Origin of the sequence: Anoxybacillus andreesenii (genome assembly GCF_030813005.1) — a bacterium.
Taxonomy (GTDB): Bacteria; Bacillota; Bacilli; order Bacillales; family Cytobacillaceae; genus Robertmurraya; species Robertmurraya andreesenii.
Window position 1 is genome coordinate 34,272 of record NZ_JAUSTU010000009.1, and the last position, 20,293, is coordinate 54,564.

Genomic DNA, 20,293 nt, shown 5'->3' on the forward strand with positions numbered 1-20,293 from the left:
GCTTTTATCAGGTTTTTTGTCAAAATTAGGCAAAGGCACAAATTTGTTACAACTGAAGAAAAGCGCTCATATGATATAAAAAAATGAATGAGACCATGAGATTAATGGAAAGGAGTGGGAAAAATGAAACAATTAATGAATACGCTGCGAAAAAGAGATTTTGAAAAGGAACGTAAGGCAGTATTAAGGATGGAGATGGATTATGAATTGTTAACATTGTTCGATGCAATGATGGAAAAGAATGAAATCCAAAAAGCGAAAAGCAAAGAAAAGCTTGAAAAAATTAGAACGGAATTATTAAGGCTTAAGGCATTATAATATTGGCAGGGAGAACTGAAATATGGTGATCATGAGTTTTGTGTTCAATTCTTCTTAAAGCGAACTCCTAGAAAAATTAGGTGTTCGTTTTTTATTTTTTGAAGTGGGAAAAGTAAAATTAGTTGAACCATTTTCCCATTTCTATTACGCTAAGATAAAAGCTTGAGTATACGAGGATAGGAAGCTGATAAAGGGTGAAGGAAAACGAAATTTTAACCAATGCAACAACTTGGATAAAGGAAGCTGGAGAGCGGATTGTACAGTCCTTTCAAACAACCTTAAGTATAGAAACAAAAACCAATGCAAATGATTTAGTAACGAATATCGATAAGGACACAGAGAAATTCTTTATTGCTAAGATTAAGGAAAAATATCCAAAGCATCGAGTCTTAGGGGAAGAAGGAAACGGGGATCGATTGGAAGAGCTTAAAGGAATCGTTTGGATTATTGACCCCATTGATGGAACTATGAACTTTATTCACCAACATCGTAATTTTGCAATCTCGATCGGAATATATGAGGACGGGGTAGGGAAGATCGGATTAATCTATGATGTCGTGCAAGATGAGCTTTATTATGCATTAAAAGGAAAAGGGGCGTTTTTTAACGGGGTACCATTGCCCAAACTGACGAGTGTCAACATTTCGGAGGCTATAATCGGTCTAAATGCTACATGGGTAACACCAAATCGAAGAATAGATCCGTCGATATTGGGGGCTCTTGTACGTGATGTAAGGGGGACAAGGTCTTACGGTTCGGCAGCGATTGAAATTGCACAGGTAGCGGCTGGGAGATTGGATGCTTATATGACGTTAAGATTATCTCCTTGGGATTTTGCGGCGGGGTTAATCCTCATCGAAGAGGTAGGAGGAGTCGCTAGCACATTAAAAGGTGAACCGATACAGCTTCTTGAACAAAATACGATATTTATCTCTAGGCCAGGTCTGCACGAACAAATACTTAAGAACTATCTTTACGGTAAAATATAGTATAAATGCGAAACCGGGCAGCTGCCCGGTTCTATAGATTTCCTTTTTCTCGCATTTTCCTCTTGGTCATAAAGCCCAACCCCATCACGCTAATAAAGGCAAAAAGCGTTACAGCAATCCAAAGGGGGCTTCGAACCCCAATGGCAATACCTATCCCCATCATGGAGAGGGTAGCTGCTAATGCTAAGCATAAGAATGGCCATTTTATTCCCCTCATCATATTCCCCCTTGATTCCACCGAGTTCTCAAAATTTTTTCATCCAATAATTATTTTACATAAAAAGCTTTTAAGTTTCTACCTCATTTGTGTTATAATATTTCAGTTAGACTACAAAATAATACTACATCTAAGAAGTGGGCAATTTTCGCATGTGTGAAAATAGGGCCTAGATGAATAAAGGTAGGAGTGGAATTTTTGAAGATCAGAGAGGATATACGCAACATCGCTATTATTGCTCACGTTGATCATGGAAAAACAACGTTAGTAGACCAATTGTTGAGACAATCTGGTACCTTCCGTTCGAATGAACATGTGGAAGAAAGAGCTATGGACTCAGGTGATATTGAAAGAGAACGTGGGATTACGATTTTAGCGAAAAACACAGCGATTCAATATAAAAATACGAAGATAAATATTTTGGATACTCCTGGGCATGCCGATTTTGGCGGTGAAGTGGAACGAATTATGAAAATGGTGGATGGCGTTTTACTCGTAGTCGATGCCTATGAAGGCTGTATGCCACAAACCCGTTTTGTATTAAAAAAAGCATTAGAGCAAAATTTAACGCCAATTGTCGTCGTGAATAAAATAGATCGTGACTTTGCTCGGCCACAGGAAGTTGTAGATGAAGTACTAGATTTATTCATTGAATTGGATGCGAATGAGGAACAGCTGGAGTTTCCAGTGGTTTATGCTTCGGGAATTAATGGTACGGCAAGCTTAGACCCTGAGAAACAGGATGAAAATATGCAGGTGCTGTATGATACGATTGTGGAGCAAATTCCAGCACCGATTGATAATAAAGAAGAACCACTTCAGTTCCAGGTAGCATTATTGGATTACAATGACTATGTTGGAAGAATTGGGATCGGAAGAGTATTCCGTGGTACAATGAAGGCAGGACAGCAAGTTGCTCTTATGAAGCTAGATGGATCTGTGAAGCAGTTCCGGGTTACAAAAATATTCGGCTTCTTTGGGCTGAAGCGTGAGGAAGTGCAGGAAGCCTATGCGGGAGATTTAGTGGCCGTATCAGGAATGGAAGATATCAATGTAGGGGAAACGGTTTGCCCAATTGAGCATCAAGAGGCTCTACCAGTTCTTCGAATTGACGAACCAACCCTTCAAATGACGTTTCTTGTGAACAACAGTCCTTTTGCCGGTCGGGAAGGAAAATTTGTTACGGCGAGAAAAATCGAAGAAAGATTACGTGCACAGCTGCAGACGGATGTAAGCTTGCGCGTTGAGAACACCGATTCTCCAGATGCTTGGATTGTATCTGGTCGTGGTGAATTGCATCTATCCATTTTGATTGAAAATATGCGTCGTGAAGGCTATGAGCTGCAGGTTAGTAAGCCTGAGGTTATTGTGAAGGAAATCGATGGAGTTCGCTGTGAACCAGTTGAACGCGTACAAATCGATGTACCCGAAGAGAATACCGGAGCCATTATGGAGTCCATGGGTGCTCGCAAGGGTGATCTTCTTGATATGATTAATAACGGGTCTGGTCAAGTAAGATTGATTTTCATGGTACCTGCTCGAGGATTAATCGGTTATACGACTGAATTCTTGACCTTAACACGTGGTTATGGAATCATTAATCATAGCTTTGATAGCTATCAACCAATGGCACAAGGACAGGTTGGAGGACGCAGACAAGGAGTTCTCGTTTCGATGGAAACGGGGAAAGCATCAACCTACGGCATTATGCAGGTGGAGGACCGTGGCGTTATCTTCGTGGATGCGGGAACGGAAATTTATGAGGGAATGATTGTTGGTGAGCATAATCGAGAGAATGACATCACCGTAAATATCACCAAAGTAAAGCATGCAACAAACGTTCGTTCGGCCACAAAGGATCAAACCGCAGTGATGAAAAAACCAAGAATCATGACATTAGAGGAATCTCTAGAGTACTTGAACGAGGATGAGTATTGTGAGGTAACCCCACAATCGATTCGCCTCCGCAAGAAAATTCTTGATAAGAGTGAGCGGGAAAGAGTGGCGAAGAAGAAGAAATATGCAGAGATGAACTAGTGCGTTGTTAATGGGAGGATCGGAGTATGGATATTAATAATATGACTTTTTTTGCAGAACTATATAATGTCCGCGAAAATCCAGAAGTAGGTATGTGGCTTCTATACATTACGGTGGTGATCCTATCAATCATCGTGTTTAAATTAGGATTTGCTCGAAAGCTTTCCCTGTTAAAAAATATTGTCATATATAGCTTTTTGATTTTTGGATGTACCATCCTCTCATTATTTGCCGTTGGCTTACCAATTATTGAGGGGCTAATGGTCGCAGCGCTTATCCTTATTATTTACAAAATTCGTCTCAAGCAAGAGAGAAAGCAGCAAGGAAAAGAAGCGTAAAGGGGAACAGTATGAACTCATTACAGGATGCACTTTATAATTGGTTGACGATTAAGGTGGTTATTGACAAGCGCCCAGATGATACGGCGGCGGTTGAAACCGAAAAAATGTTCTATGATATTTTATTGGACAACCATCATTTGACGAATATCGAAGTGACAACAGATGAGGAAATGTACTATGTGGAATACGACCAAAAGGGAGAAAGAAAAAAGCAGAGATTCCCTCGGGAATTGATTGAAGTCATGCTGAAGCAGATTCAGAAAGAGCCTGAGAAATATCGAAACTTTAGCGAATAAAAAAATTTGCCTAACTGCTACTTTTGTGAAACAGCTAAAACATGAAAAATCCGCTCTCACGTAGAGCGGATTTTTTGTCACTGGTTGGCTTACCAATCATCTTCCTCCGTTGCGGAACGGTATAGCCGAAAATTTCCTGTGGCGATTCGCGCTTGGGTTTTTTCCGTAATTCTAGCTTCGCATTTTTTGCACATGAATGTATGAATAGGACGATTTCGCAATCTTTTTGCTTGAAATGAATCATCCTCAAGGGTTTCAATTTGATCACAAATGACACATTTGACTCTCATCATTACACCTCTTAACTTGTTTCATTGCTTTAGTATATCATTCCATCGGATAAATGTCTTTGAATGGTGGGATTAAATCATCAAAATAAGGAATAGTATAAATATGCTATAGGATAGAAATTTTAGGCGAAAATTGTGGTAACATTGTATATATCTAGTAGATGCAGATTTTAGGGGGGATGCATTATGGCCAATCGTGTTGAGCCCATCTTAATCAAACCATTGTTTGATGAGCTTCAAAAGGAACGATTCGTTACACTTGCAACCGTTGATTTTGAGACCGGAGGACCAAATGTTAGTGCGATTTCATGGATTTATGCAAGGGATGAACGAACGATCATTTTCGCTGTAGACAATCGTTCAAGAATCATCCAGAACATCCAGGAAAACAACCAAGTGGTTGTGAACATTATTGCGAATGAAAGTACATATTCCATAAGTGGTGAGGCGTCCCTTGTAAGTGAGAAAATTGAAGGGATTCCGTTAAAGCTTGCTTTAGTTTCGATAAAGGTCCAGGAAGTAAGAGATGTGATGTTTTATGGATCGAAAATCATTGTCGAACCTAAGTATGACAAGACCTATGACCTGGAAGCGGCAGCGCGTCTTGACAGGCAGGTAATGGAAGCGATGAAAAAGGCTTAGTCACATAAGTGACTAAGCTTCATCTGCCAGAACAGAGCTTCTCATGATGTAATTTCTAATCAAGATGATGATTGGACTGTTTTTTCTGCTGCTTCTCCAACTGTTTTGTTTCAGTCTCGTTTAATTTGTTCTTGGCTTTATCTACTGTATGTTCCCTAGGATTCGGATCAACCAAATCAGCAGGTACTTCAGGCATTAATCTACCGGATATATCGGCAAGCTCATTCATAATCCCGGCAACTGGTTTTCCGTCACGAATATCATTAGCTACCTCTCTAATTCGTGCTGTCATATCTGGGTCCGCAATTACAACTGCACGGGCACCGTAAGGATCTTTTTTCAAGCTCTCTGCGACAGAATATTTGATCGCTCCAACTTGAGAGCGCTCGATGTCCTCCTTTACATCAATCCCTACAAGGGCATAATTTCCTAATACAACAGCGGTCGCATCATTGACATTTGGAATACTCGTCGCTAAATCGACAAGATGCTGTGAAATTTCTTGACCGCTTTTTCGGTCGACATTTTGAATTGTGCTGTTCTTTACATGGATGATTTGCTGCTGATTTCCAGCACCCTCTTCTGCTTCGTTATTGTTATTCGTCATTCCACAACCTGAAACAAGACTTAATATTAAAATAATGTTCAGCCATTTTCTCATGTTGTCACCTCCAAAAATATTGGGCATGCAGAAAATCATCATTCATTCGGGTTCGTTATGATTATTGTGTAAAACTTCTTCTATCTTTATTCGAGAAAACATATATTTTACAAAAGCTAAAACCTATCCAACGGTTAGAAATAAGAAAAAAAGACCAAAAAGGCGTAGGAGGCAAAGACTTGACGAAAATATATGTGTTAGATACAAATGTCTTGTTGCAGGACCCATATTCCATATTCTCATTTGAAGATAATGAAGTGGTCATTCCAGCAGTTGTATTGGAAGAAGTGGATTCAAAGAAGCGTAATATGGATGAAATCGGCAGGAACGCAAGACAAGTATCAAGACTCATTGACGGTCTAAGACAGACCGGAAAGCTTCATGAAAAAATTCCCCTTGAAAATGGAGGAGCCTTGCGCATTGAATTAAATCATCGGTCCTTTCAGCAACTGCAGGATATTTTTGTGGAAAAGACAAATGATAATCGAATACTTGCTGTTGCCAAAAACCTCTCCCTAGAGGAAGAAACTAAAAAGGATGGTAGACGTGTTATCCTCGTTAGCAAGGATGCTCTTGTTCGCGTAAAGGCGGATGCCATCGGACTTTATTCGGAAGATTTTCTAAGTGATCGAGTGGTGGAAAATGACCATATTTATACTGGAATTGTCGAGCAATTTGTTGATATTGCATTATTAAATCGGTTTTATGAAAAAAAAGAAATTCCTTTAACTGAATTTCCAAACAGCAATCCTCTTTATCCCAATCAATTTGTGCTGATGAAAGACTCTCTCGGCTCATCTGCTTCTGCAATTGGTATGGTAGATCAGCAAGGAATACTCGTCAAAAAGCTCGTCTTTGAGCAAGATCATATTTGGGGGATTCGGTCTAGAAATGTTCAGCAATCGATGGCAATCGAACTGCTGCTTCGACGAGATTTGTCGCTTGTTACATTAATTGGTAAAGCGGGTACAGGAAAAACATTACTAGCGTTAGCTGCGGGATTGATGCAGACAGAGGATTTTGGCAATTACAAAAAACTTCTTGTTGCAAGGCCAATCGTACCTGTGGGTAAGGATCTTGGCTTTTTACCTGGTGAAAAAGAGGAAAAGCTACGTCCGTGGATGCAGCCAATCTATGATAATCTAGAATACCTATTTAACGTAAAAAAACCAGGAGAACTGGATGCGATCTTAGCTGGTATGGGTTCGATCGAGGTGGAGGCATTAACCTATATTAGAGGGAGAAGCATTCCGGAACAATTTATCATCATTGATGAGGCACAGAATCTAACGAAGCATGAGATCAAGACGATTCTCACGAGAGTGGGAGAAAAAAGCAAAATTGTCCTGATGGGGGATCCAGAACAAATTGACCACCCCTATCTAGATGCCTATAATAACGGTCTTACGTATGTGGTGGAAAGGTTTAAGAACCAGTCCATCTCTGGCCATGTGAAGCTTTTTAAAGGGGAACGATCTGGTCTGGCACAGCTTGCGGCAGATTTATTATAAAGGCTCTTTTCTCAAACATTGTTGCTTTTGAACAAAAAATAATTAGACAAAACTCTTGTTTATGCAGTCTATCTGTAGAATCAACGGAGAAAAGCGCTGCTCAATCTATGCGTATCGCTCGCCTAGTATGAAGTGGAATGGGCGGTATTAGGGACATTCCAGAACCACAATCCGTGCGAAAACAGCCATTATAAAAAATCCATCAGTATCAAACTGATGGAAATTTCGAATCTACTCTACACGAAAAGCCTTAACAAATTTGATTGGGTCCTCAAAATTGGATCCATCACCAAAATAAATATGGATAGGGCCATCTTCGGTTAAAGGTTTGCCATCTTTAGAGAATCCGAGCACAAGTTCATTCGCTTCAGCGATCGGAATTTTAACCTCAGAATCTCTAGTTTCAATCACTAAATACTCTGCATCCTCTTGGATTTCGGCATTTTTAAGAAATGGCTCAAAACCAATACAGAAGGTCCCAGTTAAAAGCTTTTCCTTTAGGAACTTTTTTTCGGATTTTAGCGTTGGGGGAAAGACAGCTCCTTCTACGATTTCCCGATCCCAATGCTTAGAAATGGATTTTGTATATTCTTCAAGTGGATTGTTTTTTTCATCCTTCGTATGAAAGTATGAATGCAAATCCTGTTTTCTATCATCAAATATCCATACGCTTGGATCCAATGTGATTGGAAATTTTACCTTGCCTATAATCAAAATAATATTGTCCATGCTAGTCCCCCTATGTCCTTTATGACCTAAGTATAGCGAAGAACGAAAGAATTGTCATATCCTGAAGCTAAGGAAAACCATAGGAAAACAGTCTATCATCATCCTATTATTCTTGCTTTTTTCACCTGATGAGGTTAAAATTTAAAGATAGGATAATCGCTCGGAAACGGGGGGATCAATGTTGACGTCCGAAATGATAGTGGATCATCGTGAAAAAGCAAATGCCTTGTTAAGGGCGGACGCTGATAAAATATTAAAGCTGATTAAAGTGCAGATGGATAACTTGACCATGCCTCAATGTCCTCTATACGAAGAAGTGTTAGATACGCAAATGTTTGGGTTATCTCGTGAAATAGATTTTGCTGTTCGCCTCGGTTTAATCGAGGACAAGGAAGGAAAAGCTATCCTAGATAAGCTGGAGAGGGAACTTTCTTCGCTGCATGAGGCTTCTCAAAAGAAATAAGAAATAGGAAAACTCAAACGTTCCGAACGAACGTTTGAGTTTTTTACATATTATTTGTGAAATAAATGAATGGGTGGTTTCAATACATATGAAGAAGATAGGGACGAGGGTAGCATGTTAAAAAAAATTGTAAAATCATATGACTATTCATTAATCATTGCCGTTGTACTCCTAGCTATTTTTGGGCTTCTGATGGTCTATAGTGCAAGCAGTGTGTGGGCCATTCAAAAATGGGGATATGAAAGTGACCACTATTTTGTCAGGCAAAGACTGTTTCTACTCGCTTCTGGAGTTGTATTCATATTCTTTGCCATCGTTCCGTACAAGCTCTATTTAAATAACAAAGTGCTAGTAGCCATTGTGTTGATTTCGTTCGCTTCATTAATTGGATTATTTAAGTTTGGGACTGTTGCTGGAAATGCTTTGAGCTGGTATGATATTGGACCCGTGCGCCTTCAGCCCTCTGAGTTTGTAAAAGTTGCCGTCATCGTTTATTTATCGGCGGTTTATGCTAAGAAACAACCATACATAAATCAATTCAACAAAGGAGTGCTACCGCCTCTAGTATTCATTATTCTAACTTGCTTTCTGATTATTCTGCAGCCAGATTATGGAACGGCAGCAATAATTGTGTTGATTTCCGGCACCATTATCATTTCATCTGGGATGAATTTCAAAAGCATCTTAAAGCTCGCCTTTTTAGGCACCTTAATGTTTATTCCCATTCTCCTATTTTTCTCAGATAAGATCTTTTCTGTAAAACGCCTTGATCGATTTATGGTTTTATTAAACCCATTTGCCGATGGAGTGGCCGATAGTAGTGGTTACCAACTAATAAATTCCTTCTATGCAATTGGCAGCGGGGGTGTAAATGGTCTTGGACTTGGCCAAAGCGTCCAGAAGCTAGGGTACTTGCCTGAACCGCACACGGATTTTATCATGGCAGTCATTGCGGAGGAATTGGGGATTTATGGTGTATTATTCGTGCTCTTGTCGCTTGCGTTCATAGTCCTCAAAGGAATTTTTATTGGATTGAAGGGGAAGGACCCGTTTGGTTCTCTATTAGCTATAGGTGTATCAAGTATGATCGGTATTCAGACCTTCATAAATTTAGCGGGAATTTCGGGGATTTTTCCATTAATGGGGATTCCATTACCATTTGTGAGTTATGGTGGTTCCTCCTTACTGCAATTGTCCATTGCCATGGGGATATTGGTTAATGTCTCTATGTTTGTCAATTATGAAGAAAAATATAAATCAAAGGATAAAAAGCAATGGAATACTAAACCAAAGCAGTTTCGGAGAGGGTTTGAACGATAACCTGTTAAAATATATTTTTGTAAAAAATATAAATTTCAAAAATTAGTAATTTATTTTTCACTATAGTTTGTGCTATGATACTTTAAATCACTAAAATATTAAGTGTGTTATTTGAAATATGGTGAACACAAGCGAAACTATTTTTAAAAAGACGAGGTGTTTTCATATGGCTAGAAAAATCAACAAAGTATTAGTTGCAAACAGGGGAGAAATTGCCATTCGAGTATTTAGAGCGTGCACGGAGCTCAATATTCGTACTGTCGCTATTTACTCAAAAGAAGATTCGGGCTCCTATCATCGTTATAAGGCTGATGAAGCTTATTTAGTAGGGGAAGGGAAAAAGCCAATCGATGCCTACTTGGATATTGATGGAATCATAGAAATTGCTAAAGCTAGTGATGTCGATGCGATCCACCCTGGATATGGATTCCTGTCAGAGAATATCCATTTTGCTAGAAGATGTGAAGAAGAAGGAATCATCTTTATAGGTCCGAAATCAAAGCATCTTGATATGTTTGGGGATAAGGTCAAGGCAAGAACACAGGCCCAGCTTGCGAACATTCCAGTCATTCCTGGCAGTGATGGACCGGTAAAGAATGTGGGTGAAGTGGAGGAATTTGGGGAGAAATATGGATTCCCAATCATCATTAAGGCTTCCTTAGGCGGTGGTGGCCGTGGGATGAGAATTGTGAGAAGCCTTGGGGAAGTGAAGGAGTCCTATGACCGTGCTAAATCAGAGGCAAAAGCGGCATTCGGTAATGATGAAGTGTATGTGGAAAGATTCATCGAGAATCCAAAGCATATTGAGGTACAAATCATTGGTGATGAATTTGGCAATATTGTTCACCTTTATGAAAGGGATTGCTCTGTTCAGCGACGTCATCAAAAGGTGGTAGAGGTTGCTCCATGTGTTTCTATTTCAACTGAACTTCGAGAGAAGATTTGTGAAGCAGCAGTCAGACTGATGAAAAACGTCGATTATTTGAATGCGGGCACAGTTGAATTCTTGGTGGCAAATGAGGAGTTTTATTTCATTGAGGTTAACCCTCGTGTACAGGTGGAGCATACGATCACAGAAATGATCACAGGCATAGATATTGTTCAATCACAAATCGTCATTGCTGAGGGTCATTCCCTTCATTCTGATGAGGTTGGCATACCGAAGCAAGAGGACATCAAAATTCATGGCTATGCGATTCAGTCTCGTGTGACAACAGAGGATCCGCTCAATAACTTTATGCCGGATACTGGAAGAATTAATGCCTACCGCAGCGGTGGAGGCTTTGGTGTTCGCCTTGATGCTGGAAATGGGTTCCAAGGTGCTATCATTACACCATACTATGATTCCCTGCTCGTTAAGCTTTCTACACATGCCCTAACATTTGAGCACGCGGTATCCAAAATGGTTAGAAATCTTCAAGAATTCCGGATTCGGGGCATTAAGACGAATATTCCGTTCTTGATTAATGTAGTTAAGCACAAGAAGTTTCGTTCAGGAGAGTACGATACATCATTTATCGACAAGACTCCAGAGCTATTCCTATTCCCAGTGAGCAAAGACCGTGGAACAAAGATGCTCACCTATATTGCAAATGTGACGGTGAACGGCTTTCCTGGAATAGAGAAGAAAAAGCGTCCAGTTTTCGATACTCCTAGAATTCCAAAATTAAAGCCAGGGACTCCTTACCAAAATGGAACGAAGCAAATCCTTGATGAAAAAGGAGCGGATGGATTAGTTGAATGGGTGAAATCGCAGGAAAAGGTATTGCTGACAGATACTACCTTCCGGGATGCCCACCAATCCTTGCTTGCGACAAGGGTAAGAACGACTGATATTAAGCATATTGCGGAACAGACAGCAAAGCTTCTTCCGGAAATGTTCAGCTTTGAGATGTGGGGAGGAGCAACATTTGATGTTGCCTACCGCTTTTTGAAGGAAGATCCGTGGGAAAGATTACTAACAGTTAGAAAACAGATGCCAAACGTCCTTCTACAAATGCTGCTCCGGGCTTCAAATGCTGTAGGCTACAAGAATTATCCGGATAATGTCATCCGCGAGTTTGTTGAAAAATCTGTCCATGCGGGAATTGATGTCTTCCGAATCTTCGACAGCTTGAACTGGGTCAAAGGGATGGAGGTTGCCATTGATGCAGTAAGGCAGACTGGAAAGATTGCCGAGGCCGCCATCTGTTATACGGGAGATATTTCTGATCCGACTAGAAGCAAATATGATCTTAATTATTATAAGAATTTAGCCCGTGAGCTTGAACAGCAGGGAGCACATATTCTAGGAATTAAAGACATGGCAGGGCTTCTGAAGCCACAGGCTGCTTATACATTAATTTCAGAACTTAAGGAAACAGTGAATATTCCTATTCACCTGCATACTCATGATACGAGTGGAAACGGAATATACACCTATGCAAGAGCGATTGATGCAGGTGTGGATATTGTCGATGTAGCCCTAAGTACGATGGCCGGTCTAACGTCACAGCCAAGTGCTAATTCCTTATATTATGCCCTTGAAGGTACAGAGCGTAAGCCAAACATTGAAATTGCCAGTTTGGAGAAGCTTTCTCATTATTGGGAGGATGTCAGAAAGTACTATCAGGATTTTGAAAGTGGCATGATGTCTCCTCATACCGAGATCTACCAGCATGAAATGCCTGGAGGGCAATATAGTAACTTACAGCAACAGGCCAAAGCGGTAGGACTCGGTGAAAAATGGGACGAAGTAAAAGAAATGTATGCCAGAGTGAATCAAATGTTTGGCGATATTGTTAAAGTAACTCCATCCTCTAAGGTAGTAGGAGATATGGCTCTTTATATGGTGCAAAATGAGTTGTCTGAAGAGGATATTATGGCGCGCGGTAATACTCTTGATTTTCCAGATTCTGTTGTAGAATTATTTGAAGGCTACTTGGGCCAGCCAACAGGAGGATTTCCTCAAGAACTTCAAAGGATTATACTGAAAGGAAAGGATCCGATTACAGTACGTCCAGGTGAGCTTCTAGAGCCAGTCGATTTTGAAGCGATCCAAGCTGAGCTTTACAAGGACTTAGGCAGACCAGTAACAAGCTTCGATTGTATCACTTATGCTCTTTATCCTAAAGTTTTTAAGGAGTACTTAGCTACAGTAGAAAAATTCGGTGATGTTTCCGTGTTAGATACGCCAACCTTCCTGTATGGGTTAAGACTGGGCGAGGAGATCGAAGTTGAGATCGAAACAGGTAAGACGTTAATTGTTAAGCTTGTTTCAGTTGGTCAGCCACAGGCTGATGGAACTCGAGTCGTCTATTTTGAACTCAATGGCCAACCCCGTGAAGTGGTTGTGAAGGATGAAAGCATCAAAGCGACGGTTGCTACAAAGGCGAAAGCCGATCCGAAGAACGAACATCATATCGCAGCAACGATGCCGGGAACTGTCATCAAGGTTGTTGTAGAAAAAGGGGAAAAGGTTGAAAGGGGAGACCATCTCATGATCACGGAAGCGATGAAGATGGAAACAACCGTACAAGCTCCTTTCTCAGGCATCGTGAAGGATATTTATGTGACAAATGGAGAAGCGATTCAAACAGGAGATCTATTAATCGAATTATCAAAGTAACAATAAGAAAAGGTTGTAGGAGAAAATCCTACAACCTTTTCGTTTACTCAGGTCTGATTGATAATGTTGGTTGGATATTTATTTTTTCAGAGCCTTCAATTTTTTCATGAAGCAGGGCTTCATTTTTCTTGCTTCTAGACGTGAGGAGAATAAAGTAACTAAGAACGCCAAATAAACATGAAATGAAGAAAGCATGGGCTAAGGCAATATAGAGATTCAATTGCGTGATCACCACTAACGCACCCGCTGCAACCTGTAGAGAAACAAGGATAAATGAAACAATCCAACCCCAATAGACGACCTTTTGATGTTTATAATTCTTGATGGCAAGAAATGTTATGTAGCCAATCCAAATGAAAATTAATCCAGCCGCAAACCGATGTCCCATTTGAACCCATTCATGAAAGGAAACAGGGATTCCAGGCTCTTCATTAATGCAAAAAGGCCAATCTCGACAAACAAGACTTGCATTCACATGTCTCACTAGTGCTCCTGTATACACCACAATAAAACTATAAATCGTTACTCCAATAATATGCTTCTTCATCTGGGGATCAAGAACGAGCTTTTCTGCCTCAAACTTCTTGTCAATTTCGAAAATCAATAAAGTTAATAGAAAGACAGCAGCAAAAGAAATAAGTGAAATGCCAAAGTGCGCCGCCAGGATGAAATCTGATTGGCCCCAAACGACAGCTGCAGCACCAATAAGTCCTTGCAAAACTAAAAATATGATCGAAAGCAGAGATAGAAATTTCGTCTCTCGTATATATCCAATTGATTTCCATGACCAATAGGACAGAATCAGCACCAATAGACCTACAGCACCTGAAACCACTCGATGAGCTAGCTCAATAACTAACTCCACCGTGATGTCGGTTGGAATGATTTCCCCGTTACAAAGCGGCCATGAACGGCCACACCCCATCCCAGAATCAGTTTTTGTAACCAGTGCTCCCCCTAAAAGGATGAACAGCATTCCGATCGTGGTTAGTACTGCAAACCATTTTAGCGATCGCCTCATTATAAAACACCTTCTTCAATGAAAGTTTCTTTTTTTGTCACATAAATTATGTTGATTTTAATAATATGAGTGATAGGAATCGACCAACTGTTTGTTACCAATATAACGAATATTTTGTGAAAATGACAGCAAAAGAGTCTTTTAACTAGTCACTTTTATGATAGTACACAAAAAAAGCTCATTTTACAACGGAATATAAATTAATCACCGTTATTATAGTAAAAAGGTTGCAAAATAGATCGGAGTTTGCTAGAAATATATAAGAGTTGTATTCCCATATTTACCAATGGAAAGATTCATCAAGAAGGAGGGACAGGAGCAGATTTGCCTAGTGTTTCTATATGTTTGTAGAAATAAGACAAGTACATAAAAGAACAGAATCTGTGGAAATATGAAGTTATTTTAAGAAAACAACGACCCAAAAAACACTGGGAATACAAAAGTTCACACTTTGGTCAAAAAAAATTCAAAAAATGTTCACAAATACGATAAGAATATGGTTTAATAAGGATGAAGGGAATCAACTAAACTGTTTTATATGTTAATATTAACACTATAAATACAGTGGAAATATTATCGTAAAAAATTTGATACATTCTTTGCCTTGTGAACGATTGCAAATATGGAGAAAGGGGTCAAATGTATGTAGAGTTGGCTTTATTTCTATTTGAAGTATTTGTGATGGAAAATAAGGAGGAAAGTGGAAGAGAGTACATGAAATGAAGAATGGACACTCTGTATATACATAAATATAAATGACTATCATGAATGTATCAGTGTTTTTTGTCACACCTATTATCTTTTTGGGTAGAATTTTTCTTTACGTAACAAGCAGTAAAGGGGATTTATCTATAAAACATTTATTATTTTCTTATGAAAGAGGGGTATGTTTAAGCTATGAAAAGGCTAGCAAAATGGCGTCTTTTTTCACTATTTACGTTAATGGCGCTCTTCCTTTCTGGTTGTGGGAAACCGTACTTATCAACTCTTCGCCCTGCTGGAGAGGTTGCGAAAAGACAATATGATCTAATGATTTTGAGCACAGTAATTATGGTAATTGTAATCGCTGTCGTAACGATTATTTTCATTATTGTCCTTTTCCGTTTCAGACGTAAGGATGACAAAATTCCGAAACAAGTTGAAGGAAATCATAAGTTAGAAATTATTTGGACAGTCATCCCGATTATTCTCCTACTTATTCTTGCAGTTCCAACGGTTCTTGAAACGTTTAGATTAGCAGATGTGTCCGCAATGGATAAGAAGGATGAGGACGGAAACCCGAATGCACTTGTCATCAATGTAAGGGCCAATCTCTACTGGTGGGAATTTGAGTATCCAAATGAGAAAATTGTAACAAGTCAGGAGCTTGTGGTTCCGACCGATCAAAAGGTGTACTTTAATCTTAAAGCATCTGATGTGAAGCACTCATTCTGGGTTCCAGCTGCCGGCGGGAAGATGGACACAAACACAGATAACATAAACAAATTCTGGCTCGTGTTTGATTCAGAGGCAGCTGAGGATACTAACGGTGTATTTTATGGAAAATGTGCAGAGCTATGCGGGCCATCTCATGCCCTAATGGACTTTAAGGTAAAAGCTCTTCCAAAGGCTGAGTTTGATGCATGGGTTGCTGCCATGCAAGGTGTGAAAGAGCCGGCCGTACCTGAAACAGCGTTAGCTCAGGAAGGACAAGAAATTTTTACTAAGAGTTGTATCGGCTGTCATGCTGTTACACCTTCGAATGAAACACCAGAGGCAGCACGTAGAGCTCCAAACTTAGCTGATTTTGGGGATCGTGAGTACGTTGCTGGAATTTTGAAAAACAATGAAGAAAACATTAAGAAATGGCTAAATGACCCTGAAACTGTAAAGCCTGCCAACAAAATGACGGGCACTTATGGTAAATTAACTCCAGATCAAATTGATGCACTTACTGCATATTTAATGGGATTGAAGGTTGAGAAATAAAAGGGGATTAGTTTTAGAGGGAGGTAAAACTGTGAGTACGATCGCTCAAAAAAAGGGATTCGGAGCAACGCTTTGGGACTATTTAACAACGGTTGACCATAAAAAAATTGCGAAGCTTTATTTAATGGCCGGCGGATTCTTTTTCCTTCTTGGCGGTATCGAAGCCATGGTCATCCGGATTCAGTTAGCAGTGCCAAATAATAATTTTGTCAGCGCAGGATTTTATAATGAAATGCTGACGATGCACGGTACGACAATGATTTTCTTAGCAGCCATGCCAATTTTGCTCGGTCTTATGAATGCGGTCATGCCGCTCCAAATTGGTGCACGGGACGTAGCTTTTCCATTCGTTAATGCACTTGGCTTCTGGCTGTTCTTCTTCGGAGGATTATTTCTAAACCTATCATGGTTTTTGGACGGTGCACCTGACGCTGGTTGGACATCTTATGCTTCTCTATCACTTGCGTCAGAAGGACATGGGATTGATTTCTATTTATTAGGACTGCAAATTTCTGGTTTCGGAACGTTGATGGGTGGAATCAACTTCCTTGTAACGATCATTAATATGCGTGCACCAGGGATGACCTATATGCGTATGCCGTTATTCTCTTGGACAACATTTATTGCATCGGCATTAATCTTATTCGCATTCCCACCACTTACAATCGGGATTTTTCTATTAATGTTTGACCGCTTGTTCGGAGCTAATTTCTTTGATGTGGCTGCAGGTGGAAATACGATTATATGGGAGCATTTCTTCTGGATTTTTGGTCACCCGGAAGTATATATTCTCATTCTTCCTGCATTCGGAATATTCTCGGAGATTATTCCTACTTTCTCTAGAAAGAGATTGTTCGGATATTCCTCAATGGTCTTTGCGACAGTATTAATTGGATTCTTAGGCTTCATGGTATGGGCCCACCATATGTTCACAGTTGGTCTAGGTCCAATTGCCAATGCGATTTTCGCCGTAGCAACAATGGCCATTGCGGTACCAACGGGTATTAAGATCTTTAACTGGCTCTTCACGATGTGGGGAGGAAGTATCAAATTTACGGTGCCAATGCACTGGGGTGTTGCCTTTATTCCCTCCTTCTTACTTGGAGGAGTAACGGGAATCATGGTCGCTGCCGCAGCTGCTGACTATCAATATCACGATACCTATTTCGTTGTAGCGCACTTCCACTACGTTATAGTTGGTGGGGTTGTATTTGGAATCTTCGCCGCTGTTCATTTCTATTGGCCGCTCATGTTCGGAACCATGCTTAATGAAACATTGGGTAAGATTACATTCTGGTTGTTCTTTATTGGTTTCCACTTAACCTTCTTTATCCAGCATTTCTTAGGTCTTTGGGGAATGCCGCGAAGAATCTTTACATTCTTAGAGGGTCAAGGTCTTGAAACAGGTAACTTTGTAAGTACTGTCGGTGCCTTCTTTATGGCAGCAGCGACGATTGTTTTACTCATTAACGTCATTGTAACAAGTGTTAAGAACAAAAAGGTTGGTGTCGATCCATGGGGTGACGGTCGCACACTAGAATGGTCACTTCCATCACCACCGCCATTCTATAACTTTAAGCAGCTTCCGTTAGTTCGCGGCTTAGATGCTTTCTGGATTGAAAAAATGGAAGGAAGAAAAGGAATGACTCCTGCAGAGCCTTTAGGGGATATTCATATGCCTAACTCTTCCTTTACACCAGTGATGATTTCTCTTGGATTATTCGTGGCTGCGTTTGGGGTTATGTACCGTGAAGATTACGCTTGGGGTCTACCGGTTATTATTATCGGACTTGTGATCACATTCGGTTCTATGCTGTATCGTTCTCTCAAGGATGACCATGGCTTCCACATTCACAAGGAAGACTTACAGGATGATGACAAAAAGGGGGTTGAGGCATAATGCAAGCTGAAGAAAAAATGACATTGGAACAATGGCCTGCTGCGCCTGAAAGACAGACCCTTGAAGCAAAAAATAAATTTCTAGGTTTTTGGTTCTTCCTTGGCGGAGAGACAGTATTGTTTGCTTCTCTCTTTGCCACTTACCTTGCTTTAAAGGATAAGGTTCCAAGTCCGGACCATGCATTAGCGAAGGACCTTTTTGAAATCCCACTTGTGTTCTTAATGACCATGATTTTATTAACTAGCTCGTTAACCAGTGTATATGCGATGTATCATATGAAGAACTTTGATTTCAAAAAGATGCAGCTATGGTTAGGCGTCACTGTTCTACTTGGATTTGCATTCTTAGGCTGTGAAATCTATGAATTTAACCATTATGTTCATGAGTACGGTCATACTTTTACTAGCAGTGCATTTGGTTCAGCCTTCTATACATTAGTAGGTTTTCACGGAGCTCACGTTACCTTTGGACTTGGTTGGATCCTAGCGCTTATGATCCGTAATGCGAAGAGAGGGTTAGATCTATACAATGCGCCAAAGTTTTATGTAGCAAGCCTATATTGGCATTTTATTGATGTTGTATGGGTCTTTATCTTCTCAGTAGTATATCTAATGGGAATGGTGGGATAAACGATGGAAAATAATCAAATGAATACTAGCAATCCAAAAATAGATCTTGATTTTCGGAGGAAGCAAAACGCTGAGGAAATGAGACATCAAGTCATCTCATTTGCGTTAATGATTTTATTTACCATTATTGCGTTTGTCGCTGTTGGAGCTGGGTTTTCAGCTTGGTTTACGGTTCCGTTCATCCTTGTATTAGCAGCTGTGCAAGTGGCTTTCCAGCTTTTTTACTTCATGCATATGAATCATAAAGGACATGAAGCACCAATGCTATTCATGTTCTCAGGTGTATTTTTTGCCATTGTGATGATCATTGCCTATTTAACGATTATCTGGTGGTAACTGGAATAGAAAATCGGCTTTTTTGGGCCGGTTTTCTTTTTCATGAAAAATTGACGGACGTAATTATTGATTCCAAGTCAGCAACTAAGAGAGGTGAAGAGTCAATGTTTTCGTTAAGTATGTTTGGATTTAATGCATTATGGAGTCCATATTTTCTATTGGCATTGGTTGGGGTTCTCGTTGGCTATTTTCTCCTCACGGTGAAGTTTCGAGAAAAATTCAAAGACACCGCACCTTTAACGGTAAAACAAGGGGTCATTTTTTCAATCGCAATTGTGCTATTGTATGTCATTAAGGGTTCACCAATTGATTTAATGGGACATTTAATGTTCTATGCTCATATGATTCAAATGGCGGTACTATACCTTATTATTCCACAATTGTTTATCATTGGAATTCCGCAATGGGTTTGGAAAAAGATTCTTCAATTTCCTATTGTCAAACCATTGTTTAAATTTCTCACCAGACCCATTATTGCCTTAGTTTTCTTTAATGGAATGTTTTCTTTCTATCATATTCCATTAATTTTTGATTTTATCAAGACGGATGTGTTCCTTCATGCAGCTTACACGTCGGTGCTTTTCGTGATGGCGACTATTATGTGGTGGCCGCTAGTGAATCAGGTTGAATCAAGGTTAACTGGGTTGAAGAAGATTGGGTATATTTTTGCGGATGGAATCCTGCTGACTCCAGCCTGTGCACTGATTATCTTTGCGGATGTGCCAATGTATAGTACCTTTTCCGACCCTACGGCATGGGCAGCATCGCTAGAGCTTTGTGTATCACCAACCATTCTCTCTACTTTAAGCTTAAGTGGCCCTGAAATGTTTAACTCTATGTCCTTACTCCACGATCAGCAGCTAGGTGGCGTATTAATGAAGGTCTTACAGGAAATCATTTATGGGGTTGTACTATTCCAGGTTTTCTTTGAATGGTACCAAAAAGAGCAAGAGGAAACAGAGGTGGAAAAGCTCCATCGTCTTGAACCACAGTTAAATGAATAGATTCTTTAGCACCC

General features: G+C 40.0%; 20 protein-coding genes. 15 read left to right on the top strand and 5 right to left on the bottom strand.

Going from position 1 to position 20,293, the window contains the following annotated elements:
* The first annotated feature begins 123 nt into the window (after positions 1-123).
* Both J2S07_RS10690 and J2S07_RS10695 read left to right on the top strand, forming a co-directional pair.
* Positions 124-318, top strand: a complete 195-nt coding sequence (locus J2S07_RS10690; protein WP_307150389.1) for a YkzI domain-containing protein — start codon at positions 124-126, stop codon at positions 316-318.
* 194 nt (positions 319-512) lie between these two features.
* A complete protein-coding gene (locus J2S07_RS10695) occupies positions 513-1,307 on the top strand; it encodes an inositol monophosphatase family protein (RefSeq protein ID WP_307150390.1) in 795 nt (264 codons plus the stop codon).
* Positions 1,308-1,338: 31 nt separating this feature from the next.
* Here J2S07_RS10695 and J2S07_RS10700 read toward each other — a convergent pair whose 3' ends face one another.
* Positions 1,339-1,524, bottom strand: a complete 186-nt coding sequence (locus J2S07_RS10700; protein ID WP_307150391.1) for a YlaF family protein — start codon at positions 1,522-1,524, stop codon at positions 1,339-1,341.
* Between the two features lie 198 nt (positions 1,525-1,722).
* Between J2S07_RS10700 and typA the strand changes: the two genes are divergently transcribed.
* From typA to J2S07_RS10715, 3 genes are read left to right on the top strand one after another with little or no spacing between them, the layout of a single operon-like run.
* Entirely contained in the window at positions 1,723-3,561 is a 1,839-nt protein-coding gene (gene typA / locus J2S07_RS10705) for a translational GTPase TypA (RefSeq protein ID WP_307150392.1), read from the top strand.
* Between the two features lie 26 nt (positions 3,562-3,587).
* The gene (locus tag J2S07_RS10710) at positions 3,588-3,899 is read left to right on the top strand and encodes a YlaH-like family protein (RefSeq protein ID WP_307150393.1); all 312 of its coding nucleotides are present in this window, start codon (positions 3,588-3,590) and stop codon (positions 3,897-3,899) included.
* A gap of 11 nt (positions 3,900-3,910) precedes the next feature.
* Positions 3,911-4,198 carry a hypothetical protein gene (locus tag J2S07_RS10715; protein ID WP_307150394.1) on the top strand — a complete coding sequence of 96 codons (288 nt, stop codon included), beginning with the start codon at positions 3,911-3,913 and terminating at the stop codon, positions 4,196-4,198.
* An 89-nt stretch (positions 4,199-4,287) separates the two neighbouring features.
* On the opposite strand, the gene J2S07_RS10720 is transcribed toward J2S07_RS10715, so the two are convergent.
* Positions 4,288-4,488: a YlaI family protein gene (locus J2S07_RS10720; RefSeq protein WP_307150395.1), complete on the bottom strand. Its 201-nt coding sequence runs from the start codon at positions 4,486-4,488 to the stop codon at positions 4,288-4,290.
* A 186-nt stretch (positions 4,489-4,674) separates the two neighbouring features.
* Between J2S07_RS10720 and J2S07_RS10725 the strand changes: the two genes are divergently transcribed.
* The gene (locus J2S07_RS10725) at positions 4,675-5,130 is read left to right on the top strand and encodes a pyridoxamine 5'-phosphate oxidase family protein (protein WP_307150396.1); all 456 of its coding nucleotides are present in this window, start codon (positions 4,675-4,677) and stop codon (positions 5,128-5,130) included.
* Between the two features lie 55 nt (positions 5,131-5,185).
* Here the strand turns inward: J2S07_RS10725 and J2S07_RS10730 are convergent, their stop codons facing one another.
* Complete coding sequence (locus tag J2S07_RS10730) at positions 5,186-5,791, bottom strand: YhcN/YlaJ family sporulation lipoprotein (protein ID WP_307150397.1); 606 nt, start codon at positions 5,789-5,791, stop codon at positions 5,186-5,188.
* A 179-nt stretch (positions 5,792-5,970) separates the two neighbouring features.
* Here J2S07_RS10730 and J2S07_RS10735 point away from each other — a divergent pair, with 179 nt between their 5' ends.
* A complete protein-coding gene (locus tag J2S07_RS10735; RefSeq protein WP_307150398.1) occupies positions 5,971-7,302 on the top strand; it encodes a PhoH family protein in 1,332 nt (443 codons plus the stop codon).
* Positions 7,303-7,533: 231 nt separating this feature from the next.
* Here the strand turns inward: J2S07_RS10735 and J2S07_RS10740 are convergent, their stop codons facing one another.
* Positions 7,534-8,031: a peptidyl-prolyl cis-trans isomerase gene (locus tag J2S07_RS10740; protein ID WP_307150399.1), complete on the bottom strand. Its 498-nt coding sequence runs from the start codon at positions 8,029-8,031 to the stop codon at positions 7,534-7,536.
* A 181-nt stretch (positions 8,032-8,212) separates the two neighbouring features.
* Between J2S07_RS10740 and J2S07_RS10745 the strand changes: the two genes are divergently transcribed.
* From J2S07_RS10745 to pyc, 3 genes are all read left to right on the top strand, one after another.
* Entirely contained in the window at positions 8,213-8,494 is a 282-nt protein-coding gene (locus J2S07_RS10745) for an Fpa/YlaN family protein (RefSeq protein ID WP_307150400.1), read from the top strand.
* A 114-nt stretch (positions 8,495-8,608) separates the two neighbouring features.
* Positions 8,609-9,814 (top strand): FtsW/RodA/SpoVE family cell cycle protein, encoded by a 1,206-nt coding sequence (locus tag J2S07_RS10750; RefSeq protein ID WP_307150401.1) that lies wholly within the window; start codon positions 8,609-8,611, stop codon positions 9,812-9,814.
* Between the two features lie 166 nt (positions 9,815-9,980).
* Positions 9,981-13,421, top strand: a complete 3,441-nt coding sequence (pyc, locus tag J2S07_RS10755; RefSeq protein ID WP_307150402.1) for a pyruvate carboxylase — start codon at positions 9,981-9,983, stop codon at positions 13,419-13,421.
* Positions 13,422-13,464: 43 nt separating this feature from the next.
* Here pyc and J2S07_RS10760 read toward each other — a convergent pair whose 3' ends face one another.
* Positions 13,465-14,442: a COX15/CtaA family protein gene (locus J2S07_RS10760; RefSeq protein WP_307150403.1), complete on the bottom strand. Its 978-nt coding sequence runs from the start codon at positions 14,440-14,442 to the stop codon at positions 13,465-13,467.
* Between the two features lie 897 nt (positions 14,443-15,339).
* Between J2S07_RS10760 and coxB the strand changes: the two genes are divergently transcribed.
* The 5 genes from coxB (at position 15,340) to ctaG (ending at position 20,279) form a co-directional block, all read left to right on the top strand.
* On the top strand, positions 15,340-16,410 hold the full coding sequence (coxB, locus tag J2S07_RS10765; RefSeq protein WP_307150404.1) for a cytochrome c oxidase subunit II: 1,071 nt from the start codon (positions 15,340-15,342) through the stop codon (positions 16,408-16,410).
* 31 nt (positions 16,411-16,441) lie between these two features.
* A complete protein-coding gene (gene ctaD / locus J2S07_RS10770; RefSeq protein ID WP_307150405.1) occupies positions 16,442-18,310 on the top strand; it encodes a cytochrome c oxidase subunit I in 1,869 nt (622 codons plus the stop codon).
* Positions 18,310-18,939, top strand: coding sequence for a cytochrome (ubi)quinol oxidase subunit III (locus J2S07_RS10775; RefSeq protein WP_307150406.1), 630 nt, complete (start codon positions 18,310-18,312; stop codon positions 18,937-18,939). The genes ctaD and J2S07_RS10775 overlap by 1 nt, the downstream gene beginning before the upstream one ends.
* Before the next feature lie 3 nt (positions 18,940-18,942).
* On the top strand, positions 18,943-19,275 hold the full coding sequence (gene ctaF, locus J2S07_RS10780; RefSeq protein ID WP_307150407.1) for a cytochrome c oxidase subunit IVB: 333 nt from the start codon (positions 18,943-18,945) through the stop codon (positions 19,273-19,275).
* A gap of 104 nt (positions 19,276-19,379) precedes the next feature.
* Entirely contained in the window at positions 19,380-20,279 is a 900-nt protein-coding gene (ctaG, locus tag J2S07_RS10785) for a cytochrome c oxidase assembly factor CtaG (RefSeq protein WP_307150408.1), read from the top strand.
* The last annotated feature ends 14 nt before the right edge of the window (positions 20,280-20,293 follow it).